Genomic DNA, 24824 nt, shown 5'->3' on the forward strand with positions numbered 1-24824 from the left:
GCTCTGGGTTGTCCCGCACGGGCCGTCCGTCACCGACGCCGGCCCGGCCACCGGGGCCGGGGAGGATCCGGCGGACGGGCGGCACCACGAGGGTCTGCGGCCCTTGCTCCGCAGAGGTGTCCCCGTCCGCCAACCCGGCCGAGTCGAGGCTCGCCCGCCCGCTTCCGCGCGCCCGGTCAGCCGAGCCAGAGCGCGACCCGGTGGTCCTCGTCCGTGACATACCAGCAGCGGCCGTCGGCCTCGGCCAGCCCCTCCACGTGGTGGAACGGCGCCAGGTCCGCCACCAGCTCGCCCGGCACGAGATGCCCGGCCGCCTTCTCCAGCCGGAACCGGACGTGCCGCGAGGTGACGTCGCCGCCGTGCGGGTGGTCGTCGAGCAGCACCGAGCCCTTGCCCAGCGCGTCGATCGAGCCGACGATCGCCGCGTAGCCGCCGTCGGACAGCGGCACGAGCGCGCGGAAGCCGGTGAGCGCGCCCGGCGGGGTCACGCCGGTCAGGGCGTACGCGCCGAGGGCCCGCGGCCAGTTTCCGCCGTCGAACATCTCCGGCACCCCGGCCACCTCGACCAGGATCGGCTCCCCGTCGGTGGTCACCGGGAAGCGCAGGCCGAGCAGCACCGTCCCGTGCGGGGTGAACGCCGCCGCCTCGACGTTGAGCGGCAGGTCGCCCTCGGCGAGCCGGCTCACCCAGCCCTTCGCCCGGGCGGTGCCCCGGGCCACCGTCTCGGCGATGAACCGTTCCCGCACCCGTTGCCCCGGCGGCAGCGTGGTCAGCTCGGCGGCGGCCAGCGCGTCGTTGACCGCCCGGTGCAGCCGGAACCGGTTGCGCACCACCCGCACCGGCAGCCGGCCGCCGACGGCGTCGTCCTCGCGGAACCGGGCCACGAACGCGCGGCGGGGGCGCAGCGGGCCGGCCTTCGAGCCGAAGTGGGAGCCGAAGACGTACACCCAGCCGTCGTGGTGGGCCAGCGCCTCGCCGTCCTCGGTGCGGCCGTTCTCGGTGCCGGCGTCGGCGTCGACGTGGTGGGCGGACCACTCGCCGTCGTCGTGTTCGAGCAGCAGGGCGAGGCACTGCTCGACCGGGCCCTCGTCGAGGACGGTCCAGAAGCCGCGCCGGGCGCGGTGGGCGGCGAGCACGGCCGGCGAGCGCACCGGCAGCAGATCGCTGGCCTCGTTGCCGGCGACGACGAACTCGACAAGTCGCAAGGTCACCCGCATAGGGTGGCACCCGTGCCAGATGCAAGGAAGGGCCCCCTGTTAACGCATTCTGTCGAGCAGGGGCCCCCGCTTAACAGCCATGTCCCCAGCTACGCGGCGCTGCACGGCGACGCGACGCGCGTACTCGAAGGGTGGACGCCGACCGGGGCGGCGGCCGGCGCGGCCCGCGACCGCACCCTGGAGTTGCTGGCCGCCGGGCCGGCGGCCCTGGCCCGGGAGCACCGGGCGGGCCACGTCACCGCCAGCGCGCTGGTCCTCGACCCGACCGGCGGGCGGGTGCTGCTCTGCCTGCACGGCAAGTTCCGCAAGTGGGTGCAGCTCGGCGGGCACTGCGAGCCCGGCGACCGGACCCTGGCCGGCGCTGCGCGAGGCGGGCGAGGAGTCGGGCATCGCCGGCCTGGTCGTCGACCCGGTCCCGATCGACGTGGACGTCCATTCGGTCGCCTGCCAGGGCGGGTCGCTGCACTACGACGTTCGGTTCGCGGTCTTCGCGCCGGCGGGCGCGACGGAGCAGGTCAGCGACGAGTCCGAAGCGCTCGGCTGGTTCCCGCCGGACCGGCTGCCGGAGCCGCTGGCCGGCGGGACCGCCCAGCTCGTCGCCCCGGCCCTGGCCGCCCTGCGCCGCCGCCGCGGCTGACCCGGCCCACGCCGGCCGGCAGCGGACCGCCGGGCCACGCAGCCGGCCGGACAGCGGGCGGCCGGACAGCGGGCGGCGGGGCCGCCTGGGCAGCCGCCCGCTCGGCGCGGGGTCAGACCAGGTTCTCCTCGCCCCGGTCCTTCAGCTCGTCGACCAGGGCCTTCACGTCCTGGGCGCGGTCGCGGGGGCAGACCAGCACGGCGTCGGGGGTGTCGACGACGATCAGGTCGTGCACGCCGAGGGCGGCCACCAGCCGGCCGGAGTGCGGCACCACGACCAGCCCGCTGGCGTCGCGCAGCAGCACGCCCGGCTTGGCGTCGGTGCCGAGGACCACGTTGCCGGCCGCGTCGGCGGGCAGGACGTCGCCGAGGGTGTGGAAGTCGCCGACGTCGTTCCAGCCGAAGTCGCCGGGGACGGTGGCCACCCGCCCGGCGGTCGCCGCGCCCTCCATCACCGCGTAGTCGACGGAGATCTTCGGCAGGGTCGGCCAGACCGTGCCGAGGACGTCGTCCTGCTCGGGGGTGCCCCACGCGGCGGCGATCGCGGTGATCCCGGCGTGCAGCGCCGGCTGCTGGCGGGCCAGCTCCGCCAGGAACACGTCGACCCGCCAGACGAACATGCTGGCGTTCCACAGGTGGTGCCCGGAGCGGAGGTACGCCTCGGCGACCTCGGCGGCCGGCTTCTCCTTGAACTCCAGCACCGGCCGCAGTGGACCGTCGGCGGTCGGGTCGCCGGTGTGCAGGTAGCCGTACCCGGTCTCGGCGCGCGTCGGGGTGATGCCCACCGTCATCAGCAGCCCCTGCTCCGCGCCGGTCACCGCCTCGGCGACCGTGGCCCGCCAGACGTCGGCGTCGCGGATCAGGTGGTCTGCGGCGAAGGAGCCCATCACCGCGCCCGGCTCGCGCTGCGCGATCACCGCCGCGGCGAGGGCGATGGCCGCGCAGGAGTCGCGGGGCGAGGGCTCGACGAGGATGTTCTCCTCGGGCAGGCCGGCCAGTTGCCGCGCCACCGCCGCGACGTGCGCGGCTCCGGTGACCACCAGGGTGCGCTCCGGCGTGGTCAGCGGCGCCAGCCGGTCCACCGTGGCCTGGAGCAGGGACGCGGGGGTGCCGGTGAGCGGGTGGAGGAACTTGGGATGGCCCGCACGGGACAACGGCCACAACCTTGTGCCGCTGCCGCCCGCCGGGATGACGGCGTAGAGCATCAGCACATCATGCCCGAACCCGCACGCTACGGGCGCATCGTCACGCCGCGCGGCTTCAGGCGCGGGCCCGCGTCCACGCCGCGATGTGCACCTCGGCGCTGGACTCCCAGGTGAACTCCTTCGCCCGGTCGAAGCCGGCCTTGGCCAGCGACAGCCGGCGCTGCTCGTCGTCGAGCAGGGCGGCCAGGTCGGTGGCGATCTGCTCCGGGGCCTCGCTCGTGTACGCCACCGCGTCGCCGCCGACCTCCGGCAGCGACAGCCGCGGCGTGGTCAGCACCGGGGCGGCGCAGGCCATCGCCTCCAGGATCGGCAGGCCGAATCCCTCGCCGTACGACGGGTAGGCGGCGACCAGCGCGCCGCCGAGGAAGCCGGGCAGGTCGGCGTAGCGCAGGTAGCCCGGGCGCAGCAGGCGCAGGTGCGACGGCACCTCGGCGACGGCCCGGTCGATGTCGTCGTCGTGCCCCTGACCGCCGGCGACCACCAGGGCGGGCGGGTCCTGCCGGTCGGCGACCGCGCGCGCCCAGCCCCGGATCAGGTTCGGGACGTTCTTGCGCGGCTCCTTCGCGCCGAGGAACGCGACGTAGCTGCTGTCGCCGAGCCCCAGCCGGGCCCGGACCCGGGCCTTCTCCTCCTCGCCGGGCGCGTGGAAGGCGGCGTGGTCGACCCCGTGGTAGGCGACGTCGATGCGGGTCGGGTCGGCGTCGAGCAGCCGGATCAGCTCGTCGCGGGTGGCCTTGCTGGGCACGATCACCCGGGCGGCCCGGCGCAGCGACGTCTTGATCGCGCTGCGGAAGAACGTGCGGCGGGACTTGTCGTAGTGCTCCGGCTCGGTGAAGAAGGTCGCGTCGTGCACGGTCACCGTGACCGGACAACCCGCCCGCAACGGGCAGGTGTAGAAGGGCGAGTGCAGCACCTGCGCGCCGACCTGCTGGGCCAGCAGCGGCAGGCCGGTCTGCTCCCAGGCGAGCCGGGCCGGGCGGTGGGCCACGGCGGCGGGGGCGGCGACGATCTCCGCGCCGGGCAGCATCCGGGAGTAGCGCTCCAGGTCGGTGCGCAGGCCGACCACGGCCAGGTCGATCCCTTGGCCGCACACCTTCCCGAGGGCGCCGAGCAGGCCGTCGACGTATCGACCGACGCCGCCCCGGTCGGCGGGGACACTCGTGGCGTCGATGAGTACGCGGGGCGGACGACCGGCGGTCACGGGGCGACTCCTTGCGGTGGCGAAATCTGTGGGGAACAACACTCCGGGCAAGCCTACGCCGGAGCCCGGCCCGGTCGCTGACTGCGACCCGACCGTTCGCCGACTTGTCACTGTCGTGGGATACGGACTCCGGCGGCGTATCGTTCGCGCCGATGGCCGACAACATTGCCCGGGTGTTCGCCGCAGCGATCGCACCCGACCCCGCGCAACCCCTGCTGACCTGGTATGACGACGCCACCGGCGAGCGCACCGAACTGTCCGGCGCGACGCTGGCGAACTGGGTGGCCAAGACCGCCAACCTGTTGACCGACGAAGTGGCCGCCGGCCCGGGCGAGTCGGCCGGGGCGCTGCTCCCGCCGCACTGGCAGACCGCCGCCGTGCTGCTGGGCTGCTGGTCGGCCGGGCTGGTGGTGGCCGACGCGCCGGGCCCGGTGGAGGTGCTCTTCGCCGCCGCCGACCGGGTCGGCGAGGCCGACGCCTGGCCGGCCGCCGAGCGGTACGCGCTGGCGCTCGCCCCGTTCGCCCTGCCGCTGCGCGAGGTGCCCGCCGGCTTCGCCGACTACGTGGTCGCCGTGCGCGCGCACGGCGACCACTTCACCCCGTACGCCGCCGGTGGGCCGGCCGACGCGGAGCTGCTGGGCCGCGCGGCGGCCCGGGTGGCGGAGCTGGGGCTGACCCGGGGCGACCGGGTCCTGCTGGACGTGACCGCCCACCCGGACCCGGTCGACTGGCTGCTCGCCCCGCTGGTGGCCGGCGCGTCGACGGTGCTGTGCGCCAACGCGGACCCGGCCAGGCTGCCCGCCCGCGCCGAGACGGAACGGGTCACCCGCACCCTGGCCTGACGACGGGCGTCAGGAGCGGGCCGGTGCCTCCGGGGCGGGCCGGCGCTGGGCGAACGCGGCGAACGCCGTCAGCGACTCCGGGTTGGCCAGGGCGCCCTTGGCCGCCGCGTCGTCCACCGGCGTGCCGGTGAGGATCTTCTTCACGGGCACCTCCAGCTTCTTCGCGCTCAGGGTGCGCGGGACGGCCCGGACCTGGTGGATCTCGTCGGGGACGTGCCGGGGCGACAGGGCGGTGCGCAGCTCGCGGCAGATCTTCTTCCGCAGCGCGTCGTCGAGTTCGAGGCCGGCGGCGAGCACCACGAACAGCAGCAGCTCCCCCGCGCCGCCCTCGTCGTCCTCCAGGTGCACCACCACCGAGTCGACGACCTCGTCGAGGCCCTCGACGACGGAGTAGAACTCGGCGGTGCCGAGCCGCACGCCGCCCCGGTTGAGGGTGGCGTCGGACCGGCCGGTGATCACGCAGCCGCCCCGCTCGTTGATCGTGATCCAGTCGCCGTGCCGCCACACGCCCGGGTAGAGCTCGAAGTACGCCTCCCGGTAGCGGGACCCGTCGGTGTCGTTCCAGAACCCGACCGGCATGCTCGGCATCGGTGCGGTGATCACCAGCTCGCCCAGCTCGCCGAGGACCGGCGTGCCGTCGGCCGAGCGCGCCTCCACCCGCGCGCCGAGCGCCCGGCAGGTGATCTCCCCGGCGTGGACGGGCAGCAGCGGCACGCCGCCGACGAAGCCGGTGCACACGTCCGTGCCGCCGGAGAGCGACTGGAGCTGGAGGTCGTCGCCGACGGCCTCGTAGACCCAGGTGAAGCCCTCGGCGGGCAGCGGCGCGCCGGTCGAGCCGACGCCGCGCAGCGCGGACAGGTCGGCGACCTCGCGCGGCACGAGGCCGGCCTTGCGGCAGGCCAGCAGGAACGGCGCGGAGGTGCCGAAGTAGGTGGTGCCGGTCTCGGCGGCCAGCCGCCACAGCCCGCCCAGGTCGGGGTGGCCCGGGTTGCCGTCGAACAGCACGATCGCCGCGCCGACCGCCGGCGCGGAGACCAGGAAGTTCCACATCATCCAGCCGGTGGTGGTGAACCAGAAGAACCGGTCGCCCGGGCCCAGGTCGTGGTGCAGGGCGAGCATCTTCACGTGCTCCAGCAGGATCCCGCCGTGGCCGTGCACGATCGGCTTGGGCAGCCCGGTGGTGCCGGAGGAATAGAGCACGTACAGCGGGTGGTCGAACGGCACGCCGGCGAAGGTCAGCGGCTCGTCGGTCGGCGCGGCCAGCTCCGCCCACGGCAGCGCGCCGTCGGGGGCCGGGCCGTCCGGGTCGAGGTACGCGACGGCGACGGTGTGCTCCAGCGACGGCAGGGCGGCCCGGATGGCGGCCACCTCGCCGCGCCGGTCGACGGGCTTGTCGCCGTACCGGTAGCCGTCGACGGCGACGAGGACCTTCGGCTCGATCTGCCGCCACCGGTCGGTGACGCTGCGGGTGCCGAACTCCGGCGCGCAGGACGAGAAGATCGCGCCGAGGCTGGCGGTGGCCAGCAGCAGCACGTACGTCTCGGGGATGTTCGGCGCGTACGCGGCGACCCGGTCGCCGGGGCCGACGCCGAGGCGACGCAGCCCGGCCGCCACCCGGCGGACCTGCTCGCGCAGCCCGGCGGCCGTCAGGGTCTGCGGCGCGCGGGTCTGCCCGTGCGCGATCACCACCGGGTCGTCGTCGCCGAGCCCCGGCATGCGCAGCACGTTCTCGGCGTAGTTGAGCGTGGCCCCGGGGAACCAGCGGGCGCCGGGCATCGCCGGGTCGGCCAGCGTGGCCGTCGGCTCGGTGTGCGCGACGACGCCGAAGTGGTCCCAGACGGACCGCCAGAACCCGTCGAGGTCGGTGACCGACCACTCCCACAGCGCGGCGTAGTCGGCGAACTCCAGCCCCCGGTGCTCCGCCAGCCAACGCAGGTAGGCACCGATCCGGGACCGCTCGCGCACGTCCGCCGGCGGTGTCCACAGCACGTCACCCACAGCTTCACCCTCCTCCAGGCCCCGGACCGCCCCGTCACGTGGGCCGTGATGCCATCTTGCCCTATGTCGCAGGGACATTGTCCGCCCCGGTACCCACCGCCGGGGCGTGCCCGCCCCACACCCCCGCCGCCCGCGCTGTGTGGGGTGTAAGGAAGGGCCCCTTGTTAACGCATACGGTAGAGAAGGGCACCCTTCTCACAGCGGCCGCCAGGCGGGGACGGGGCGGGCCGGGAGGGGGACAGTCAGCCCTCGCGGTGGGCCTGGATGGCGCGGCGGCGGGCCAGGCGGTGGGCCCGGCGGATCTCCGCCTCCCGGTAGCGGCGCTCGTCCTCCGGGGTCTCCGGCAGCACCGGCCGGACCGGGCGGGGCAGGCCGCCCACGTCCACCCCCACGAAGACCAGGTACGCCGTGGCGACCGGCACCGGCTCGTCCTCGGCCGAGTCCCAGCGCTCGGCGACCACCCGCACGCCCACCTCCATCGAGGTCTGCCCGGTCCAGTTCACCTGGGCGTGCGCGTGCACCAGGTCGCCCACCCGGACGGCCTCGGAGAACACGATCTCGTCGATCGCGGCCGTCACCGCCGTGCCGCCGCTGTGCCGGGCCGCCGCCGCGCCCGCCACGTCGTCGACGAACTTCATCAACACCCCTCCGTGCACGGTCCCGTACAGATTGACATCGACCGCGGTCATGATGCGACTGAGCGTGACGCGGGAGTACGACGTGGGTTTGCCCTGCGGGGACGCAGCGGGATGCGGCGCGGTGGAGAGGTGATCTGTCATGCCGGAAACGGTACGGTGCGCCAATGCGACATCTCTGGAGCTTCCTCGCCGGGCTGGTGGTGGCGCCCGTCACCTGGGTGCTGCTCGCGCTCGGGCAGGACGGGTCGACCCGCACGATCACCCGGTGGGTGGAGATCGGCACGTTCAACACGGCCAACCTGATCGAGCCGGGCGTCTACCTGGCCGTGGCCGGCGTCCTGCTCGGCCTGCTCGGCACCCTGCGTGTCTCGCCGCTCGGCCCGCTGGTCGCCGGGCTGCTGCTGATCGCCCCGTACGTCGGGATGTTCGTCGCGCCGTTCGAGGTGCGCGACCGCGTCCCCGAGGGCTGGAGGGCGCTGGGCGACCCGCTGCCGCTGTTCCTGCCCGTGCAGAACGGCACGCTCTTCCTGGTCGGCGCGCTGCTGCTGATGGCCACGTTCAGCCGGCAGCGGTGGCGGCGCTGGCCCCGGCCGGCGGCCGGTCCCGTGCCGGCGCAGCGGCCGGAGGACGCCGCCACCAACACGTTCACGCTCACCGACTGGCCGTCGGGCGGCAGCGCGGCGGAGCGGGACACCGCGCCGCTCACCCTGGGCTACCCGGACCAGCCGCCGCCGGAGCCGTTGCCCCGCCGCACGGCCGGGGAGTCCCCCTGGTCTGCCCCGCCGCGCCGCCCGGAGGACACCACCACCGAGCTGCGCTGACGAGACCGCCGTCGGGCACGGGGCGCGGACGGGGCCTCCCCCCGCCACCGCACCCCGTGCCCGGCAACGTCGAACGAACCGGAGGCCGGCACCCCGTGCCCGGCACGTCGGGCCGGCCCGGATGCCGGCGCCCCCGGGCCCCGACGCCCGCGCCGCCGGCCCGAGGCCAGGGGCCCGGCCCGAGCCCAGGGGCGCCGCCGACGGGTCAGCCGCGCAGCAGCTGGCGGGCCATCACGATGCGCTGGACCTGGTTGGTGCCCTCGTAGATCTGGGTGATCTTGGCGTCCCGCATCATCCGCTCGACCGGGTAATCGCGGGTGTAGCCGTACCCACCGAGCAGTTGCACGGCGTCGGTGGTGATCTCCATGGCGGCGTCGGAGGCGAAGCACTTGGCCGCCGCGCCGAAGTAGGTCAGGTCGGCGTCGCCCCGCTCGGACCTGCCGGCGGCGGCGTACGTCAACTGGCGGGCCGCCTCCAGCTTCATGCCCATGTCGGCGAGCATGAACTGGACGCCCTGGAACTCGGCGACCGCCTTGCCGAACTGCTTGCGTTCCTGCACGTACCCCTTGGCGTAGTCGAGCGCGCCCTGCGCGATGCCGACGGCCTGCGCGGCGATGGTGACCCGGGTGTGGTCCAGGGTCTTCATGGCGGTGGCGAAGCCGGTGCCCTCCGCGCCGATCATGCGGTCGGCGGGGATGCGGACGTTGTCGAGGTAGACCTCGCGGGTCGGCGAGCCCTTGATGCCGAGCTTCTTCTCGGGGGCGCCGAAGCTGACGCCCTGGTCGGACTTCTCGACCACGAACGCCGAAATGCCCTTCGATCGGGCTGTGGGATCCGTCACGGCGAAGACGGTGTAGAAATCCGACACTCCGGCGTTGGTGATCCACCGCTTCACGCCGTTGAGCACCCAGTGGTCGCCGTCGCGGACCGCCCTGGTGGTCATCGACGCGGCGTCGCTGCCGGCCTCCGGCTCGGAGAGGCAGTAGGAGAACATCGCCTCCCCGGCGGCCACCGGGGTCAGGTAGGCGCGCTTGAGCTCGTCGGAGCCGGCCAGGATCAGCGGCATGGTGCCCAGCTTGTTGACCGCCGGGATCAGCGAGGACGAGGCGCAGGCCCGGGCGACCTCCTCGATCACGATGGCCGTGGCCAGGGCGTCCGCGCCAGCGCCGCCGTATTCCACGGGGATGTGCGGGGCGTGGAAGTCGGCCGAGCGCAGCGCGTCGTAGGACGCCTTCGGGAACTCGCCCGTCTCGTCCGCCTCGGCGGCGTGCGGCGCCACCTTCGCCGCACAGACCTCACGCACCGCCTCGCGGACCGCCTCGTGCTCCTCGGGCAACCGGTAGACGTCGAACGACTGCTCTGCGGCCATGTCGGCCCCTCCCCTTCACGGCTATCATGCCCAGTCTGTAGCGTCTCGGAACCGCCGACCGCGCAGACTGAAGGATAGCGACCAGCGCTCAGTTGATCCTTACCGGCGCGTAGGCTCGGGCCTGACCGAGGCGTCGACGCGACACGGCGCGCGGAGGTCGACGCGGCACGGCGAGCAGAAAACGACACAATTCCCCTTCGGTGCCGGCCAGGCGCCGCAGCCGAATGCGACGCGAGCAAGCGCCGCCAGCGCGAGCGGAGAAGACAGGCGTGACGATCCCGTACCCGAACACCCAACCGATGCCGGCCATCGCCGCGGTCACGCCGCCGTCGGGCGCGGCCCGGCCCCGGGTCACCTTCCTCGGCACCGGGTACCTCGGTGCGACGTACGCCATCTGTTACGCCGAGCTGGGCTACGAGGTGCTCGGCTTCGACGTCGACGCCGACAAGATCGCCAAGCTGAACGCGGGCGAGGTGCCGATCCACGAGCCCGGCCTCGACGAGCTGCTGCGGCGCAACCTGGCCGCCGGCCGGCTGCGGTTCAGCACCGACATCGCCGAGACGGCCGACTTCGGCGACGTGCACTTCATCTGCGTGGGCACCCCGCAGCGGGCCGACGGGATGGGCGCCGACCTGTCGTACGTCGAGGCGTCCGTCACCGGCCTCGCCCAGCACCTGACGCGCAAGGCGCTGATCGTCGGCAAGTCCACCGTGCCGGTGGGCACCGCCGAGTGGGTGGAGCAGCTCGTCGGCAAGCACACCCCGGCCGACCTCGGCGTCGAGGTGGCCTGGAGCCCCGAGTTCCTCCAGGAGGGCTTCGCCGTCGACGACGTGCTGCGCCCCAACCGGATCGTGGTCGGCGTCAAGAGCGACTGGGCCAACGGCATGCTCTACGCCGCCCACAAGGGCGTCTTCGACCTGGCCGCCACCGAGGACCGGGAGGTCCCGCTGGTGGTCACCGACTTCGCCACCGCCGAGCTGGTCAAGGTCGCCGCGAACGCCTTCCTGGCCACCAAGATCTCGTTCATCAACGCGATGGCCGAGGTGTGCGAGGTCGCCGGCGGCGACGTCACCCAGCTCGCCAAGGCCATCGGGTACGACCCCCGCATCGGCAACCGCTTCCTCCAGGCCGGCCTCGGGTTCGGCGGCGCCTGCCTGCCCAAGGACATCCGCGCGTTCCAGGCCCGCGCCCAGGAGCTGGGGGCCGGCGAGGCGCTGCGCTTCCTGCACGAGGTCGACCTGATCAACCTGCGCCGCCGGACCAGGGTGATCGCGCTGGCCGCCGAGCTGCTCGGCCGCCGCGCCGGGCCCGCCGGCCCGGACCTGTCCGGCACCCGGATCGCCGTGCTCGGCGCCACGTTCAAACCCAACACCGACGACGTACGCGACGCACCGGCGCTCGCCGTCGCCGGGCTGCTCGGCAAGGCCGGGGCGGACGTGCACGTGTTCGACCCGCAGGGCGCGGAGAACGCCCGCCGGGTGGCCCCCGAGCTGACGTACGAGTCCACGATGGCCGACGCGGTGACCGGGGCGGACCTGGTCTGCGTGCTCACCGAGTGGGCCGACTTCCGCAACGCCGACCCGGTCGCCCTCGGCGAGCTGGTCGCCGGCCGCCGCGTGGTCGACGGCCGCAACTGCCTCGACGCGACACTGTGGAGCCAGGCCGGCTGGGAATACCGGGGCATGGGCCGCCCCTGACCCCCGACCGACACCGGTGACGGCCGGCCACGGACCTCGTCCGGGGCCGGCCGTCGCACGTCGGGGCCACCGCTCGGCCGCCCCGGTCACCCCGTCGGCCGCCCCGGTCGGCCCGGTGGCGTCCCCGGTCACCCATTCGTCACCGCCGAACCGCCGACAGGTGTCGAAATCCGCGCCGGCTCAGGGCATGCTGCGACAGTGGTAGTCCACAGTGCGGGCCGGCCGGGTGGAGGGGTGTCGTGCAGACCTTTCAGTGCTCCTCGTGCAGTCGGGAGATCAAGCCGGCCGCGCAGTGCCCGCACTGCGGCGCGCACCAGCCCCAGTGGGCCGGTCACCTCGCGGAGGTCGAGCGCTCGATCGCGGAGATGAAGGCCCGCGAGGCCGCCATCGCCGCCGAGCAGCGGCAGATCGCCGCGAAGATGCAGGCCGCCCTCTTCCAGCGGGACATCCTGAGCCACGCCACCGAGGAACGCCTCAAGCAGGCCGTACGCCCCCGGCGGGTGCTGCGCCGCCGCCCCGGCCGCCGCCCGCCGACCGCGACGACGGGAGCCCCGCCCCGGGTGCCCCGCCAGGGCGCCGCCCCACCCCCGCCGCAGGACCCGCCGCCCCCACCCCCGTCGGCCGCCCGCTGGCTGGACGCCGACGACCCCGAGAATCCGCCGGAGGCGTCGTCCCGCGAGGTGCAGAACATCCCCCTCGGGCTGGGCGCGCTGCTGCTCGCCGTGGCCGCGGTGGTCTTCGCCGTGGTGGCCACCAGCTCGATGGACGCCCTGTCCCGGCTCGGGGTCCTGCTCGTCGCCACGGTGCTGCTGCTGCTCGCCCCGCCGGTGCTGGCCCGGCGCGGGCTCACCTCGACCGCCGAGACGATCTCCGCCGTCGGCCTGCTGCTGGTGCCCCTCGCCGGGTACGCGCTGTGGGCGGTGGACCTCATCGGCGGCGGGGGCGCGTCCGGTGCGGTCTTCGCCGGGGTGATCTTCCTGGTCACCGCCGCCGTCGGGTTCGGCTACGCCCTCTTCACGGGGCTGCGCGCGCCCCGCTTCGCCACGGTGCTGGCCGCGCAGCCGGTGCTGCCGCTGCTGGCGTACGACCGGGTGTCCGGGCCGGCCGGCTGGGCCCTGGTGCTGACCGTCGTCGCCATGGTCGACCTCTGGTTGGCCCGGTCCCCGGTGACGGTGGAGCGGCCGGTGCGTCAGGACCTGCCGGGCGGCCGGATCGCCCCGCCCGCCCCGCCGCCCCGGCGGCCCAGCGAGGACGACCGGCCCGCCGGAGCCGACCCGTCCGCCGGGGACGCCGTGCAGGACCGGCCCACCCGGGGCGGCCGGCCCGGCGGGGAGCGGCGGCCGGAGGGCGACCCGGAGGAGGCCGGCGAGGTGCTCGACGCCTCCGGCGGGGTGCCGGCCGGCGAGCCGCCCACCCGCCCGGTGCCGGCCCTGCGCGAGCTGACCTGGCTGCTGCACGGCGTCGCGGTGGTGCTGGCCCTGGCGTACGCGGTGACCGCGCTGCTGCGCGCCGCCTCGGTGCCGACGGCGGCCGGGGCGGGCGCGGCGCTGCTGCTGGCCGCCCTGGTGGGGTTGGGCGGCGCGCTGGTGCTGCGCCGGCCGCCCCTGCCGGACGTGGCCGCCGGCGTGCTCACCCTCGCGGTGGTCGGCGCGCTGGGCCGGGTCGCGGCGGTGGCCCTCCCCGGGCGGGCCCTGCTGCTCGTCGCCGCCGTCATCACGGTCACCGGCCTGGCGGTGCGAGCCCTGCCGGAGGCCGCCCGGCGCGGCCCGCAGCTCGCCTCGGCGGCGGCGCTCACGGTCAGCGGCCTGGTGGTGGCCGTCGGCGCGCTGCGCGCCGGGCTGGCCCCGGCCCTCGCGGCCACCCCGGCCTGGGCGGCCGACCTCGACCGCTACCCCGCCGAGCTGGCCGCCTCCGTCGGCCCGGCGGCCTGGCAGCTCGCCGCCAGCGCCTTCCTGCTCACCGTCGCCGCCGTGCTGGCGCTGCCCCCGCAGATCCGCCGCGAGTTCGCGGTGGCCGGGGCGGCGCTGACCGCGCTGGCCGTCCCCGCGTCGTTCGGCCTGGGCTGGGCGGCCGCGCCGTGGCCGATGGTGGTCGCCGCCGTCGGCATCGGCGCGGTCGGGCTCACCGCCACGACGACCCGGTCCGCCACCGTGCACGCGGTCGCCGCCACCGTCGTCGGCCTGCTCGGCGCGGGCGCCGGGCTGGCCCGGCCGGCGCTGACCGCCGCCGTGCTGCTCGCCCTCTTCGTGGGCGGCGCGCTGGTCGCGGTGGTGCCCCGGGTCCGGATGACCGCCGCAGCCGCCGCGGACACCGTCGCCAACTGGGCCGCGGGCGGGGCGGCGTTCGCGCTGCCGGGGGCGGTGGCGGCGTTCGTCGCCGCGACCGTGCCGACCGACCCGACGCCGACCCCGGCGAGCCTGCGCGTGGTCACCGTGCCGGTGCTGGCGGCGAGCTTCCTCGCGGTCTGCGTCACCCTCGGCTACGCGGCCCTGGTGCAGGTCTCCGAGCGGCGCATCCCCATGCCGCTGGCGTTGGGCACCGGGCTCGGGGCGCTGGTGGTGACGGCCGCCGCGTTCACCGCGCCGGGGGCCACCGCCGCCGACGCCTGGGTGGGCGCGCTGCTGTTCGTGGCCGGCCTGCTGGTCTTCCTCGCCCCGTCGATCGACGCGGGGCGGCGTGCGGACGTGACGCTCGACGGCTCCGACCTGGCCACGGCGGCGGTCACCGCGGCGCTGGTCGCGACGCTGGTCCGGGTCGCGGCGGTGCTCACCCCGGGCGGGCAGCTCGTGGTGGCCGCCGCGCTGGTGGCGGCGGTCGCGGCGGTGGCACGGGCGATGCCGGAGGAGTGGCGGCGCGGGCCGATCCTCGGCCTGGCCGTCGGCGGCGCCCTGATCGGGCTGCTCGCGGGCTGGAGCGCGCTGCGCGGCGGTTGGGGCGTGCTGGCCACCCCCGGCCCGATCTGGGCGGGCGACCTGTCCGGCTGGCCGGCCGCGCCGACCGGCGGGTCCACCTGGCAGGCGCCGGTCGCCCTGGCCCTGCTCGGCATCGCCGCCGGGGTGCTGCTGCCGCATCCGTGGAGGCACGACGTCTCGGGTGCCGCCGCCGTCCTCGCCACCATCAGCCTCCCGGCCGCCTTCGACCTGCCCTGGTGGTCCCCGGTGGTGGTCGGCCTGGCGGTCGCCACCGCCTTCGGGACGGCCGCCGCCGCGTCGCTCGACCCGCGCGCCGGGCTGTCCCGGGCGACCGTCGCCGGGGCGGTCGCCCTGCACGCGGCCGGCGCCGGGCTGGTCCGGCCGTGGACGACCGCGCTGGCGCTGGGCGGGATCGTGCTCGTCGGCGTGGTCGTGGCGGCCCTGTCCCGGGTGTTCGCCGCCCCGCTGGTGGACGACGTGGAAGCGGACGGGATGCCGCCGCACCTGGTGCAGATCGGGGGGATCGCGGCCGGGGCCGCGCTGCTCGCGCTCCCCGGCGCGGTGGCCGCCCTGGCCGCCGACTTCGGCCGGTCACCCGAGGTGGTGCTGACGGCCGCGTTGGCCGCGTCGAGCCTGGGCCTGGCCGCGATCGCCGCGGTCCGCCGGCAGGTCCCGCAATATCTTCCGTACGCCAGCGCGGCCATCGTCGGCGGCGCGACCGTCAGTGCCGCCGCCGCCATCGTGGCCGGGCTGCCCTCCGGCGTGTACGCGGCGGCCGCCGCGCTGCTCGGGGTGCTCGCCGAGCTGGTCCGCGCGTCGACCGTGCCGCCGGCCGGCTCGGCGCAACGGGTCCGGCGCTGGACGGTGCTGCTCGACGGCGCGCTGCGCCGGGCCCCCGACGACGACGGCACGGCGGTGCGCTGGCGCGTCAGCCCGGCGGCGGGGGCGCTGGCCGCCGCGGCGCTGCCCGTCGCGCTGGCCGTGTTCTCGCTCGCGCCCGCGCTGGAGGTGGCGCTGGTCGAGCCGTACCGGGCGCTGAAGCGGGTGTGGCAGGGGCCGCCGCCGGAACTGCTCGCCCCGCCCGCCGACGCGGTCGACCCGACGCACGTGCTGACCGCGCTGCTGCTCACGCTGACCGCGGCGCTGGCCGCCGTCGGGCTCAGCGGCGGGCGACGGTCCCGGGCGGTGCCGGTGGTGCTGCCCGGGGCGGCGGTGACCCTGCTGATCACACCGACCGCCCTGGGCCACGGCTGGCCGGTGAGCGTGCTGGCCGCCCTGTCGGTGTTCACGATCTCGATGCTGGGGCTGGCGCTCAGCCCGCCCCCGCCGATCGCGGAGCGGGCGCGGTCGCTGCGTACCGCCCGGGTGCTGGTCTTCGTGATCGGCCTCGCCGGGGGCGGGGCCGGGCTGCTGGGCAGCCTGGCCACCCGGGAGTTGACCCTGTTCACGCTCGGCGGGGCGGTCGGCGTGGGCGTCGTCGCCGCCCTGTACGGCACCACGCAGCGGGCCCGGATCCTCGGCTGGCTGTTCGCCTCGCTGACGGCGCAGCTGTTCGTGCTGGTCGTCGGCCTGGTGGCGGGCCTGGCCGCGGTCTGGTCCGCGTTCGGGGTGCTGGCCGTCGGGGCGGCCCTGCAGGTGTTCGCCGCGACCCTGCCCCGGCTGCGTCGGCCGGAGGCCCGGCGCGAGGCGGCCACGGTGGAGTGGAGCGGGTTCGCCGCCGCGCTGATCGCCCTGGCGCTGGCCTTCGACTCGCCCCGGCACATCGCCGCGCTGCTGGCCGCCTGGGGTGCCGTGCTCGGGGTGGCGGCGGCCCGGCCAGGGCGGCAGCCGGTGGAGCGGCGGATCCTGTTCTGGGCGGTGGTCTTCTGCGAGATCGTCGCCTGGTGGATCCTGATGCGGGTCGCCGACGTGGCGCTGCCGGAGGCCTACACCCTGCCGTTCGCGGCGCTGGCCCTGCTGGTGGGGGTGCTGGAGCTGCGGCAGCGGCCGGACCTGTCGAGCTGGGTGGCGTACGGGCCCGCGCTGGTGGCCGCGTTCGTGCCGACCCTGGCGATCGTGCTGGCCACCGACTCCAGCATGCTGCGGCAGGTGCTGCTGCTGCTCGGCGCGGTGGCGGTGCTGATCTTCGGCACCACCAGCCAGCAGCAGGCCCCGGTGATCGTCGGCGCGACGGTCACCGCCATCGCGGCGGTGCACGCGCTGTTCAGCCTCGGCCCCTGGCTGGTGCTGATCCCGGTGGGGCTGGTGCTGCTGGTGCTCGGCGCGAGCAACGAGCGCCGCCGCCGCGCCCAGGACCGCCTCCAGACGGCCCTGCGCGGAATGAGATGAATCGGAGGGGCCCTGTGGCGTGGGTGCCTTGTTGCGCGGAGTGCGCCGGGTCCGCACGCGGGTGACGGCAGCGTGCGGCGGGTCCGGCCGGCGGTGACGGCAGGGCGGGCCGGCGGCGGTCAGGCCAGGGTGGCGTGGAGGGCGGCTTCCTTGTCGGCGACCAACTGCTCCAGGCTCGCCTGGTAGGCCACCATGCGCGCCCGCAGCCCCTCGTCGGCGGCGGCGAGGATGCGGACGGCGAGCAGCCCGGCGTTGCGGGCGTTGCCGATCGACACGGTGGCCACTGGCACACCGGCCGGCATCTGCACGATGGACAGCAGCGAGTCCATCCCGTCGAGGTGCTTGAGCGGCACCGGCACGCCGATCACCGGCAGCGGGGTGACCGAGGCGACCATGCCGGGCAGGTGGGCGGCCCCACCCGCCCCGGCGATGATCACCTTGAGGCCCCGGTCGGCGGCGGTGCGACCGTACTCGATCATCTTGCCGGGGGTGCGGTGGGCGGAGACGACGCCCACCTCGTAGCCGACCCCGAACTCGGCGAGGGCCTCCCCGGCGGCCTTCATGGTCGGCCAGTCGGAGTCGCTGCCCATGATCAAACCGACGGTGGTCATGCCGGCGTCCCTTCCGTCAGCCAGTGGGCGGCCCGGGCGGCCCGCGCCCGCACGTCCGCCAGGTCGTCGCCGAGCACCGTGACGTGCCCGATCTTGCGGCCGGGTCGCACCTGCTTGCCGTACAGGTGGACCTTCGCGCCCGGCTCGGCGGCGAAGAGGTGGTGCAGCCGCTCGTCGATGGAGATGCCGCCCGGCTGCCCGCCGAGCACGTTCGCCATCACCACGACGGGGGCGGCGAGCGAGGTGTCGCCCATCGGATAGTCGAGCACGGCCCGCAGGTGCTGCTCGAACTGCGACGTGCGGGCCCCCTCGATCGTCCAGTGGCCCGAGTTGTGCGGGCGCATGGCCAGCTCGTTGACCACCAGCCCGGCCGGGGTCTCGAACAGCTCCACGGCGAGCAGGCCGACCACGCCGAGCGCGGTGGCCAGGTCGATGGCGAGCTGCTGGGCGGCGACGGCAAGCTCCTCGGGCAGGCCCGGCGCGGGGGCGAGCACCTCGACGCAGATGCCGCCCACCTGCACGGTCTCCACCACCGGGTACGCGGCGACCTGCCCGAACGGGGAGCGGGCCACCTGCACGGCCAACTCCCGGCGCAGCGCCACCCGCTCCTCGACGATCAGCCGGGTGCCGCCGGCGAGCAGGGTGGCCGCCAGCTCGGCGGCCTGCGCGGCGTCGTCGACCAGCCAGACGCCCCGACCGTCGTAGCCGCCCCGGGCCGCCTTCAGCACCACCGGCCAGCCCTGCGCGTCGCCGAAGGCGACCAGGTCGGCCGGCTCGGCGACGGGCCGCCACGCCGCGTTGGGTGCGCCCAGCTCGCCGAGCCGCTCCCGCATGACCTGCTTGTCCTGGGCATGCAGCAGGGCGTCGGCCGGAGGGAAGAGCTTCACCCCCTCGGCGGCGAGGGCACGGATGTGCTCCGTCGGCACGTGCTCGTGGTCGAAGGTGACCACGTCGCAGCCCTTGGCGAAGGTGCGCAGGGCGGCGAGGTCGGTGTGGTCGCCGTACTGGACGTCGGCGGCGACGAGGGCCGCCCCGTCGTCCGGGGCCTGCGCGAGCACGCGCAGCGACTGACCGAGGGCGATCGCGGCCTGGTGGGTCATCCGGGCCAGCTGGCCGCCCCCCACCATGCCGACAACTGGCAGACCGGTTCGGGTATCCATCTCGCGGGCCAGCCTAGCGGCGGCTCCGCCGCCGGCGAGGATCGGGGCGAGGGGTGAGCGGGGTACCCCGCTATACCGAATGCGTTAACAAGGGGCCCTTCCTTACAGCTGGGCGAGGAGGTCGTCGACGGTCGTGACCGGGCGTTGGCAGACGAACCCCCGGCAGACGTACGCGGTGGGCCGCCCGTCGCGCATCGGCCGATCGGCGAGCAGCGGCACGCCCGGCTGGTCGGGCCGGCCCGCGACCAGCACCGCGCCCGGCGGGGCGTGCCGGTACGCGGCGGCGACGAGCGGGTCGCCGGCCGGGTCGTCGGTCACCACGGCGATCTCGTACGGGCCGGACAGCAGCGCCTCGCCGGCCGCCGCCGCGTACCCGGTGAACCGGGCGTGCCGGGCGACGATCGGCGCGACGGTGGCGAGGGCCGCCTCGGCGGCCTCCCGGTAGCGGGCCTCCCCGCTCAGGGCCGCGTACGTGACCAGGGCGGCGGCGAGCGCGGACCGGCCGGACGGGGTGGCGTTGTCGGTCGGGTCGGCCGGCCGGGCCACGAGCTGCTCGGCGTCGTCGGCGGTGTCGTAGAACCCGCCGCCGGGGGCGGCGAACCGGGCGAGGGCGGTGTCCAGCAGGTTGCCGGCCAGCTCCAGCCAGCGCCCCTCGCCGGTGAGCTGGTGCATGGCGCAGAACGCCTCGGCCACGCAGCCGTAGTCCTCCAGCACCCCGGCCGGCTCGCCGACCACCCCGTCGCGGGACACCCGGCGCAGCCGGCCGTCGACGAGGTGCACGGTGGCCAGGTGTTCGGCGGCGTCCCGCAGCGCGCCGTCGGCGACGATCGTGACGCCCTCCAGCAGGTTGGCGTCGGCCTCGTCGCCGCCGGTGCCGAGGGTCTCGACGAGGCGGACGAACTCGGCGAGCGCGGTGATCGCCAGCCCGTTCCAGGCGGCCACCACCTTGTCGTCGCGGGCCGGCTGGGGGCGGGTGTCGCGGGCCGCGAGGAGCCGCCCGACGACGTCGCGCCAGCGGCCCCGGACCGCCGGGTCGGCGTCGTCGACGTCCCGGGCCAGCCGCAACACGCTCGTGCCGTGCTCGAACGAACCTGACTCGGTGACCGCGAAGAGGTCGGCGGCCCAGCGGCCGTCATCCTCGCCGAGGACCTCGACGAGCTGGGCCGGGGTCCAGGCGTACGTGAGCCCCTCGACGCCCTCGGTGTCGGCGTCCAGCGCGGACGCGAAGCCCTCGCCGGGCCGGTGCAGCTCGTCGGCGAGGAACCGGGCGGTGTCGCGGGCGACGCGCCGGGCGAGCGGGTCGCCCGTGAGCCGCCACAGGTGGGTGTAGACGCGCAGCAGCAGCGCGTTGTCGTAGAGCATCTTCTCGAAGTGCGGCACCGTCCAGTGCCCGTCCACCGAGTAGCGGGCGAAGCCCCCGGCCAGTTGGTCGTGGATGCCGCCCCGGGCCATCGCCTCGGCGGTGTGCCGGGCGATCTCCAGGCTCTCGGCGGAGCCGGTGCGCTGGTGGTGACGCAGCAGGAAGAGCAGGTTCAGGTGCGGCGGGAACTTCGGGGCCCCGCCGAAGCCGCCGTTTTCCCGGTCGTACTCCCGGGTGAGCTGGGCGGCGGCGGCGTCGAGCAGGTCGGCGGTGAGCGGGGCGGTCGGGCCGCCGACGGCCTGCGCCCCGCCGATCGCCTCGACCACGGCGGAGCCCTGTTGCAGCACGGCCTCGCGCTGCTCCCGCCAGGCGGTGCCGACGGACTCCAGCAGCCGGACGAAGTTGGGCTTCGGGAAGTAGGTGCCGCAGAAGAACGGGGTGCCGTCCGGGGTGGCGAAGACCGTCATCGGCCAGCCGCCCTGCCCGGTCATCGCCTGGGTGGCGGTCATGTAGACGGCGTCGACGTCGGGGCGCTCCTCGCGGTCCACCTTGATCGCCACGAAGCCGTCGTTGAGCAGCTTGCCGACGGCCTCGTCCTCGAACGACTCGTGCGCCATCACGTGGCACCAGTGGCAAGCGGCATAGCCGACGGAGACGAGCACCGGCACGTCGCGCCGCTTCGCCTCGGCGAACGCCTCGTCGCACCACGGCCACCAGTCCACCGGGTTGTCGGCGTGCTGGAGGAGGTACGGGCTGGTGGCGCTCGCGAGTCGGTTCACCCGTCGACCATATCCACCGGGCGGCGGTACCGCGCCGGCCGCCCGCAGGTCTTCCCCCATTCACGTTCATGTATTTATATCGGTGCATGCCCGGCGACGGTCGCCGGCCCGCCGAGGAGGCACGCATGCGCCGATCCCGTTCCCTGCCCGCGCTCACGTCGATCGCGGTGCTCGCGGCACTCGTCGCCGCCGGCCCCGCCGAGGCCGCCGTCGACCCCGGCGCCCGGGTCTCGGCGACCACCGCCGTCGGCACGCACAACGCGTACGACAAGGGGACGTACGACTACCTGGCGCAGGCCCTCGACGCCCGGCCCGGGATGATCGAGCTGGACGTCTGGCCCGACATCGTCGCCAACCAGTGGCGGGTCAGCCACTCCAACCCGCTCGGCAACAACAACAACTGCGTCGCCGCCACCAACGCCGCCCAGCTCTACACCGGCACCCGCAACAAGAACCTCGAACACTGCCTCGACGACATCCGGCTCTGGCTCGCCGCCCACCCCGACGCCGGCCCGTTGCACCTCAAACTGGAGCTGAAGACCGGCTTCAGCGCCCGCACCGGGCAGGGGCCGGCGCAGCTCGACGCGCTGCTCGCCGCCCGGCTCGGGTCAGCCGTGTTCCGCCCCGCCGACCTCCTGGGCGGCCACGCCAGCCTCGACGCCGCCACCCGCGCCGACAACTGGCCCACCCGACAGCAGCTCGCCGGCCGGGTCGTCGTGCACCTCATCCCCGGCACCCTCGAGGAGAGCAACCCCACCGACAAGCTGTGGACCGACATCGAGTACGCCCAGCACCTCGCCGCGCTCGCCGCCGCCGGCACCCTCGGCTCGGCGCAGGCGTTCCCGGCCGTGCACCGCGCCCAGGCCGGCGACCCCCGCACCCGGTACGCCGACACCGCCCTGCGCCCCTGGTTCGTCGTCTTCGACGGCGACGCGTCGGCGTACGTCACCGGCGGCATCGACACCGCCTGGTACGACACCAACCACTACCTGCTGGTGATGACCAGTGCGCAGAACGTCCCCCCGGCGGTGGGAAACACCGACCCCGACGCGGCGGCGGCCCGGGTGGCGCAACTAGCGCGGGCCCACGCGAGCATCGCCTCGGCCGACTGGGCGGCCCTGCCCAGCGTGGTCGACGACGTCCTCCCCCGCGGCTGACCGATCCGCGCGTCGGCGGCAAAGAGGGCTGCCGAGCATGAGTCGGGTGTGTTGAGACGCGAAGGCGATGGAGATCTTGGAAGATTTCGGCCCCTCCGGGGGCCGTTTCTTTCCAAGATCTCCCAGGCGTCGAGCCGGAACTGGACCCGTGCCCGGACTACCTGGTCCGGTCAGGCACCCGAGCCTGAATGCCCTGGACCCGCCGTCGAGGTCAGGAGGCGCCGTCTGCGCGCAGCGGCACGACGTTCGCCTGGGACGTGTCCACCAGCGACCCGAGCACCGCGCTGATCTTGTCGGCCGGCATCGGCTTGAAGAAGTGGTAGCCCTGGGCGGCCGTGCAGCCCAGCTCGGCCAGGGCGAGCCGCTGCTCGGCGGTCTCCACGCCCTCGGCGACCACCCGCAGGCCCAGCTCGTGGGCGAGGCCGACGGTCGCCCGGACGATGGCCGCCGCCTCCGGTGAGTCCGCCATCCGGATCACGAACGACCGGTCGACCTTCAGCTCGTCCACGGCGATGCGGGTCACGAACGCCAGCGACGAGAAGCCGGTGCCGAAGTCGTCCACGGCGAGCTGCACGCCCATCGACCGCAGGGTGGCCAGCACCTCGTCGATGACCTCCAGCTCGCTCATCACCACCGTCTCGGTGATCTCCAGCACCAGCCGCTGCGGCGGCACCTGGTGGCGGCGCAGCGCCTCGCCGATCTCGGCGGGCAGCCGGGGGTCGAGCAGGCTGCGGGCCGACAGGTTCACCGAGATCGGCACGTCGAGGCCGGCGCGGGCCCACTCGGCGGCCACGGTGAGCGCCTTGTCCAGCACGTACCGGGTGAACGTGCCGAGCTGCTCGCTGTTCTCCACCGGGCGGATGAAGTCGCCGGGGCCGAGCCAGCCCCGACGCGGGTGCCGCCAGCGGATCAGCGCCTCCACCCCGGTCGGCGCGCCGGTGGCGAGGTCCACCGCCGGCTGGAGCGCCAGCACCAGCTGGTCGTCGGCGGCGAGGGCCTCCCGCAGCTCCGCGAGCAGCGCGAGCTGGTCGGTGCTCGCGGCGTCCTTCGAGCTGTCGTACGCGGCGACGCTGCCGCCGCCCTCCTTCGCCTGGTACATCGCGATGTCGGCCCGGCGCAGCAGCTCCGTCAGGTCGGCGGTGCCGGCGTCGGCCACCACCACCCCCACGGAAACCTCGACGGACATCCGCACCCCGGCCACCTCGGTCGGGGCGGCGAGCCGCTCGGCGATCTCCCGGGCCTGGCGCAGCGCGTACGCCATGGGTGCGGTCCGGGCACCGACCACCGGAACCGACGTCAGCAGCAGGGCGAACTCGTCGCCGCCGAGGCGGCCGAGCAGGTCCCCGGAGCGGGTCAGCGCGCCGAGCCGGTTGGCGGTCAGCCGCAGCAGCTGGTCGCCGGCGGCGTGCCCGAGGGTGTCGTTGACCTCTTTGAACTGGTCGATGTCGAGCAGCAGCAGGGCCACGGGGTGGTCGTGCGCGCGCTGCCGCAGCGCCTGGTCGCCCTTGCCGAGCATGGCGGCCCGGTTGAGCAGGCCGGTCAGCGGGTCGTGCACCGCCTCGTACGACGAACGGGCGGTGACGAGGCGCAGCTCGCGGTGGGTGGCGGCGTCGTGCAGGGCGGCGGCGAGGGCGTCGGAGTATGCGGCGGCGGCGTCCTGCTCGCGGGCGTCGGGTGGCGCCGAGCCGGGGAACCGGACGCGCAGCTCGCCGACCCGGCTGCTGCCGACGGTCAGCGGGCGGACCAGCTCGTGCGGGCCGGCGGCGGAGCCGGTGGGCGGGTCGATCTCCCGGTCGGTCACCCGGCCGCCGCTGTCGCCCCGGTAGCGTCGCCACCGGCCGTCGCCCCGCGCCACGTCCACGTCGACCAGCTCGGCACCGAAGAGGGTCAGCGCGCCGGTGACGGCCGCGGTGGCGACGCCCCGCTCGTCGAGCTGGTTGAGCGCGGCGGTGGCCTCGGCGAAGGCCCGCCAGGTGCGCCGCTCCTGGTCGGCCCGCAGCCGGTGCCGGTAGGTCTGCTGGAGCAGCCAGAGCACGGGCGGGAACGCGAGCAGCCAGCGGGCGTCGAGCTCCAGCAGCGTCACGGCGGCCAGGCCGACAGCCACGTTCCCGACGAACATGAGCAGCTTGCCGCGCAGCGCGGCGAGCAGCGGCGGGCCCATCGGCACGCCGTGCCGCAGGGCGACGGCGACCCCGCCGAGCCAGGCCGTGGCGAGCAGGTACGTCACCGCGCCGGCCGCCAGCGCCAGCGCCAGCTCCGGGGTGGGGGTGGCCAGCAGGGGCGCGCCGAGGGCGCTGGTGACCGCGACGGCGAGGGCGGTGGCGGCGCTCAGCGAGGCGGCGATGCGGACGGTCTCCAGCGGCGGCTGACGGTCGGCGGCCAGGGAGAGCAGCGCCCAGGCCAGCCCGGCGCCGACGAGCGTGGTGGCCGGGAGCCAGCCGGCGGGGACCAGGTGGAGCCCGACGACGAGGGCCGCCTCGCCCCAGGTGGTGCTCACCATTCCGGAGGCGGTGCGAAAGCGCAGCCGGGCGAGCTGGGCGACCACGACGACGGCGACGCCGATGCCGAACCGGGCGGGTGCCGGGAGCGGGTCGTCGGGCGGCAGGTGGGTGGGGAGGGTGAGCCCGATCGCGGCGGCCACGAGGGCGGTGAGCGCCACGGCGACGGTCAGGGCGAGGACCCGGTGAGGGGTGCTCCGTTCCGCCGACCGGTCGGGGTCTCCGGCGGCGCCCCGCCCCGGCGGACCGGATTCGGTGCTGGCCCGCGACTGCGGGTCGGATTCGGTGCCGGCCCGCCCCGACGGGCCGGGATCGGCGCTGGCCGGCTCCGGCAGGCCGAGCGGATCGTCGGCCCTGGCGGAGGTCACCGACCTCCCCCGTCCGCCGGTCGCCGC

Annotated in this window: 15 protein-coding genes and 1 pseudogene; 6 read left to right on the forward strand and 10 right to left on the reverse strand. The window is 75.5% G+C overall.

The window, feature by feature from the left end; genetic code table 11:
- Nucleotides 1-176: 176 nt before the first annotated feature.
- Nucleotides 177-1211 carry a hypothetical protein gene (locus tag ACVMYR_RS09720; RefSeq protein WP_457121630.1) on the reverse strand — a complete coding sequence of 345 codons (1035 nt, stop codon included), beginning with the start codon at nucleotides 1209-1211 and terminating at the stop codon, nucleotides 177-179.
- A 42-nt stretch (nucleotides 1212-1253) separates the two neighbouring features.
- Between ACVMYR_RS09720 and ACVMYR_RS09725 the strand changes: the two are divergent.
- Nucleotides 1254-1854: pseudogene (locus ACVMYR_RS09725) on the forward strand (NUDIX hydrolase).
- Between the two features lie 112 nt (nucleotides 1855-1966).
- On the opposite strand, the gene ACVMYR_RS09730 reads toward ACVMYR_RS09725, so the two are convergent.
- Nucleotides 1967-3058, reverse strand: coding sequence for a mannose-1-phosphate guanylyltransferase (locus tag ACVMYR_RS09730; protein WP_043963986.1), 1092 nt, complete (start codon nucleotides 3056-3058; stop codon nucleotides 1967-1969).
- Between the two features lie 55 nt (nucleotides 3059-3113).
- On the reverse strand, nucleotides 3114-4259 hold the full coding sequence (locus ACVMYR_RS09735) for a glycosyltransferase family 4 protein (RefSeq protein ID WP_077936234.1): 1146 nt from the start codon (nucleotides 4257-4259) through the stop codon (nucleotides 3114-3116).
- Nucleotides 4260-4411: 152 nt separating this feature from the next.
- Between ACVMYR_RS09735 and ACVMYR_RS09740 the strand changes: the two genes are divergently transcribed.
- Entirely contained in the window at nucleotides 4412-5101 is a 690-nt protein-coding gene (locus ACVMYR_RS09740; RefSeq protein ID WP_353899361.1) for a TIGR03089 family protein, read from the forward strand.
- Between the two features lie 9 nt (nucleotides 5102-5110).
- Here ACVMYR_RS09740 and ACVMYR_RS09745 read toward each other — a convergent pair whose 3' ends face one another.
- Complete coding sequence (locus tag ACVMYR_RS09745) at nucleotides 5111-7099, reverse strand: acetoacetate--CoA ligase (RefSeq protein ID WP_457121631.1); 1989 nt, start codon at nucleotides 7097-7099, stop codon at nucleotides 5111-5113.
- A 242-nt stretch (nucleotides 7100-7341) separates the two neighbouring features.
- Nucleotides 7342-7878, reverse strand: a complete 537-nt coding sequence (locus ACVMYR_RS09750) for an acyl-CoA thioesterase (protein ID WP_043961976.1) — start codon at nucleotides 7876-7878, stop codon at nucleotides 7342-7344.
- Nucleotides 7879-7901: 23 nt separating this feature from the next.
- Between ACVMYR_RS09750 and ACVMYR_RS09755 the strand changes: the two genes are divergently transcribed.
- Entirely contained in the window at nucleotides 7902-8558 is a 657-nt protein-coding gene (locus ACVMYR_RS09755; RefSeq protein ID WP_457121632.1) for a hypothetical protein, read from the forward strand.
- A gap of 205 nt (nucleotides 8559-8763) precedes the next feature.
- Here ACVMYR_RS09755 and ACVMYR_RS09760 read toward each other — a convergent pair whose 3' ends face one another.
- Nucleotides 8764-9927, reverse strand: coding sequence for an acyl-CoA dehydrogenase family protein (locus ACVMYR_RS09760; RefSeq protein ID WP_077936230.1), 1164 nt, complete (start codon nucleotides 9925-9927; stop codon nucleotides 8764-8766).
- A 269-nt stretch (nucleotides 9928-10196) separates the two neighbouring features.
- Here ACVMYR_RS09760 and ACVMYR_RS09765 point away from each other — a divergent pair, with 269 nt between their 5' ends.
- Nucleotides 10197-11624, forward strand: coding sequence for a UDP-glucose dehydrogenase family protein (locus ACVMYR_RS09765; protein ID WP_043961973.1), 1428 nt, complete (start codon nucleotides 10197-10199; stop codon nucleotides 11622-11624).
- 239 nt (nucleotides 11625-11863) lie between these two features.
- Entirely contained in the window at nucleotides 11864-16864 is a 5001-nt protein-coding gene (locus ACVMYR_RS09770; protein WP_457121633.1) for an SCO7613 C-terminal domain-containing membrane protein, read from the forward strand.
- Between the two features lie 119 nt (nucleotides 16865-16983).
- Here ACVMYR_RS09770 and purE read toward each other — a convergent pair whose 3' ends face one another.
- From purE to ACVMYR_RS09785, 3 genes are all read right to left on the reverse strand, one after another.
- On the reverse strand, nucleotides 16984-17475 hold the full coding sequence (gene purE / locus ACVMYR_RS09775; protein WP_363632250.1) for a 5-(carboxyamino)imidazole ribonucleotide mutase: 492 nt from the start codon (nucleotides 17473-17475) through the stop codon (nucleotides 16984-16986).
- A complete protein-coding gene (locus tag ACVMYR_RS09780; RefSeq protein ID WP_457121634.1) occupies nucleotides 17472-18635 on the reverse strand; it encodes a 5-(carboxyamino)imidazole ribonucleotide synthase in 1164 nt (387 codons plus the stop codon). The genes purE and ACVMYR_RS09780 overlap by 4 nt, the downstream gene beginning before the upstream one ends.
- Before the next feature lie 102 nt (nucleotides 18636-18737).
- Entirely contained in the window at nucleotides 18738-20774 is a 2037-nt protein-coding gene (locus tag ACVMYR_RS09785; protein WP_457121635.1) for a thioredoxin domain-containing protein, read from the reverse strand.
- Nucleotides 20775-20899: 125 nt separating this feature from the next.
- On the opposite strand from ACVMYR_RS09785, the gene ACVMYR_RS09790 reads away from it, so the two are divergent.
- Nucleotides 20900-21931 (forward strand): phosphatidylinositol-specific phospholipase C domain-containing protein, encoded by a 1032-nt coding sequence (locus tag ACVMYR_RS09790; RefSeq protein ID WP_457121636.1) that lies wholly within the window; start codon nucleotides 20900-20902, stop codon nucleotides 21929-21931.
- Nucleotides 21932-22142: 211 nt separating this feature from the next.
- Here the strand turns inward: ACVMYR_RS09790 and ACVMYR_RS09795 are convergent, their stop codons facing one another.
- On the reverse strand, nucleotides 22143-24590 hold the full coding sequence (locus tag ACVMYR_RS09795; protein ID WP_457121742.1) for a putative bifunctional diguanylate cyclase/phosphodiesterase: 2448 nt from the start codon (nucleotides 24588-24590) through the stop codon (nucleotides 22143-22145).
- Between the last annotated feature and the right edge of the window lie 234 nt (nucleotides 24591-24824).

The organism is Micromonospora sp. PTRAS2, from assembly GCF_054052245.1.

What these genes read in the sequence shown, in the direction of transcription:
- ACVMYR_RS09730 (WP_043963986.1), bottom strand. Translation starts at nt 3,058, where the DNA reads ATGCTCTACGCCGTCATCCCGGCGGGCGGCAGCGGCACAAGGTTGTGG.
- ACVMYR_RS09760 (WP_077936230.1), bottom strand. Translation starts at nt 9,927, where the DNA reads ATGGCCGCAGAGCAGTCGTTCGACGTCTACCGGTTGCCCGAGGAGCAC.
- ACVMYR_RS09780 (WP_457121634.1), bottom strand. Translation starts at nt 18,635, where the DNA reads ATGGATACCCGAACCGGTCTGCCAGTTGTCGGCATGGTGGGGGGCGGC.
- purE (WP_363632250.1), bottom strand. Translation starts at nt 17,475, where the DNA reads ATGACCACCGTCGGTTTGATCATGGGCAGCGACTCCGACTGGCCGACC.
- ACVMYR_RS09755 (WP_457121632.1), top strand. Translation starts at nt 7,902, where the DNA reads ATGCGACATCTCTGGAGCTTCCTCGCCGGGCTGGTGGTGGCGCCCGTC.
- ACVMYR_RS09790 (WP_457121636.1), top strand. Translation starts at nt 20,900, where the DNA reads ATGCGCCGATCCCGTTCCCTGCCCGCGCTCACGTCGATCGCGGTGCTC.
- ACVMYR_RS09740 (WP_353899361.1), top strand. Translation starts at nt 4,412, where the DNA reads ATGGCCGACAACATTGCCCGGGTGTTCGCCGCAGCGATCGCACCCGAC.
- ACVMYR_RS09750 (WP_043961976.1), bottom strand. Translation starts at nt 7,878, where the DNA reads ATGACAGATCACCTCTCCACCGCGCCGCATCCCGCTGCGTCCCCGCAG.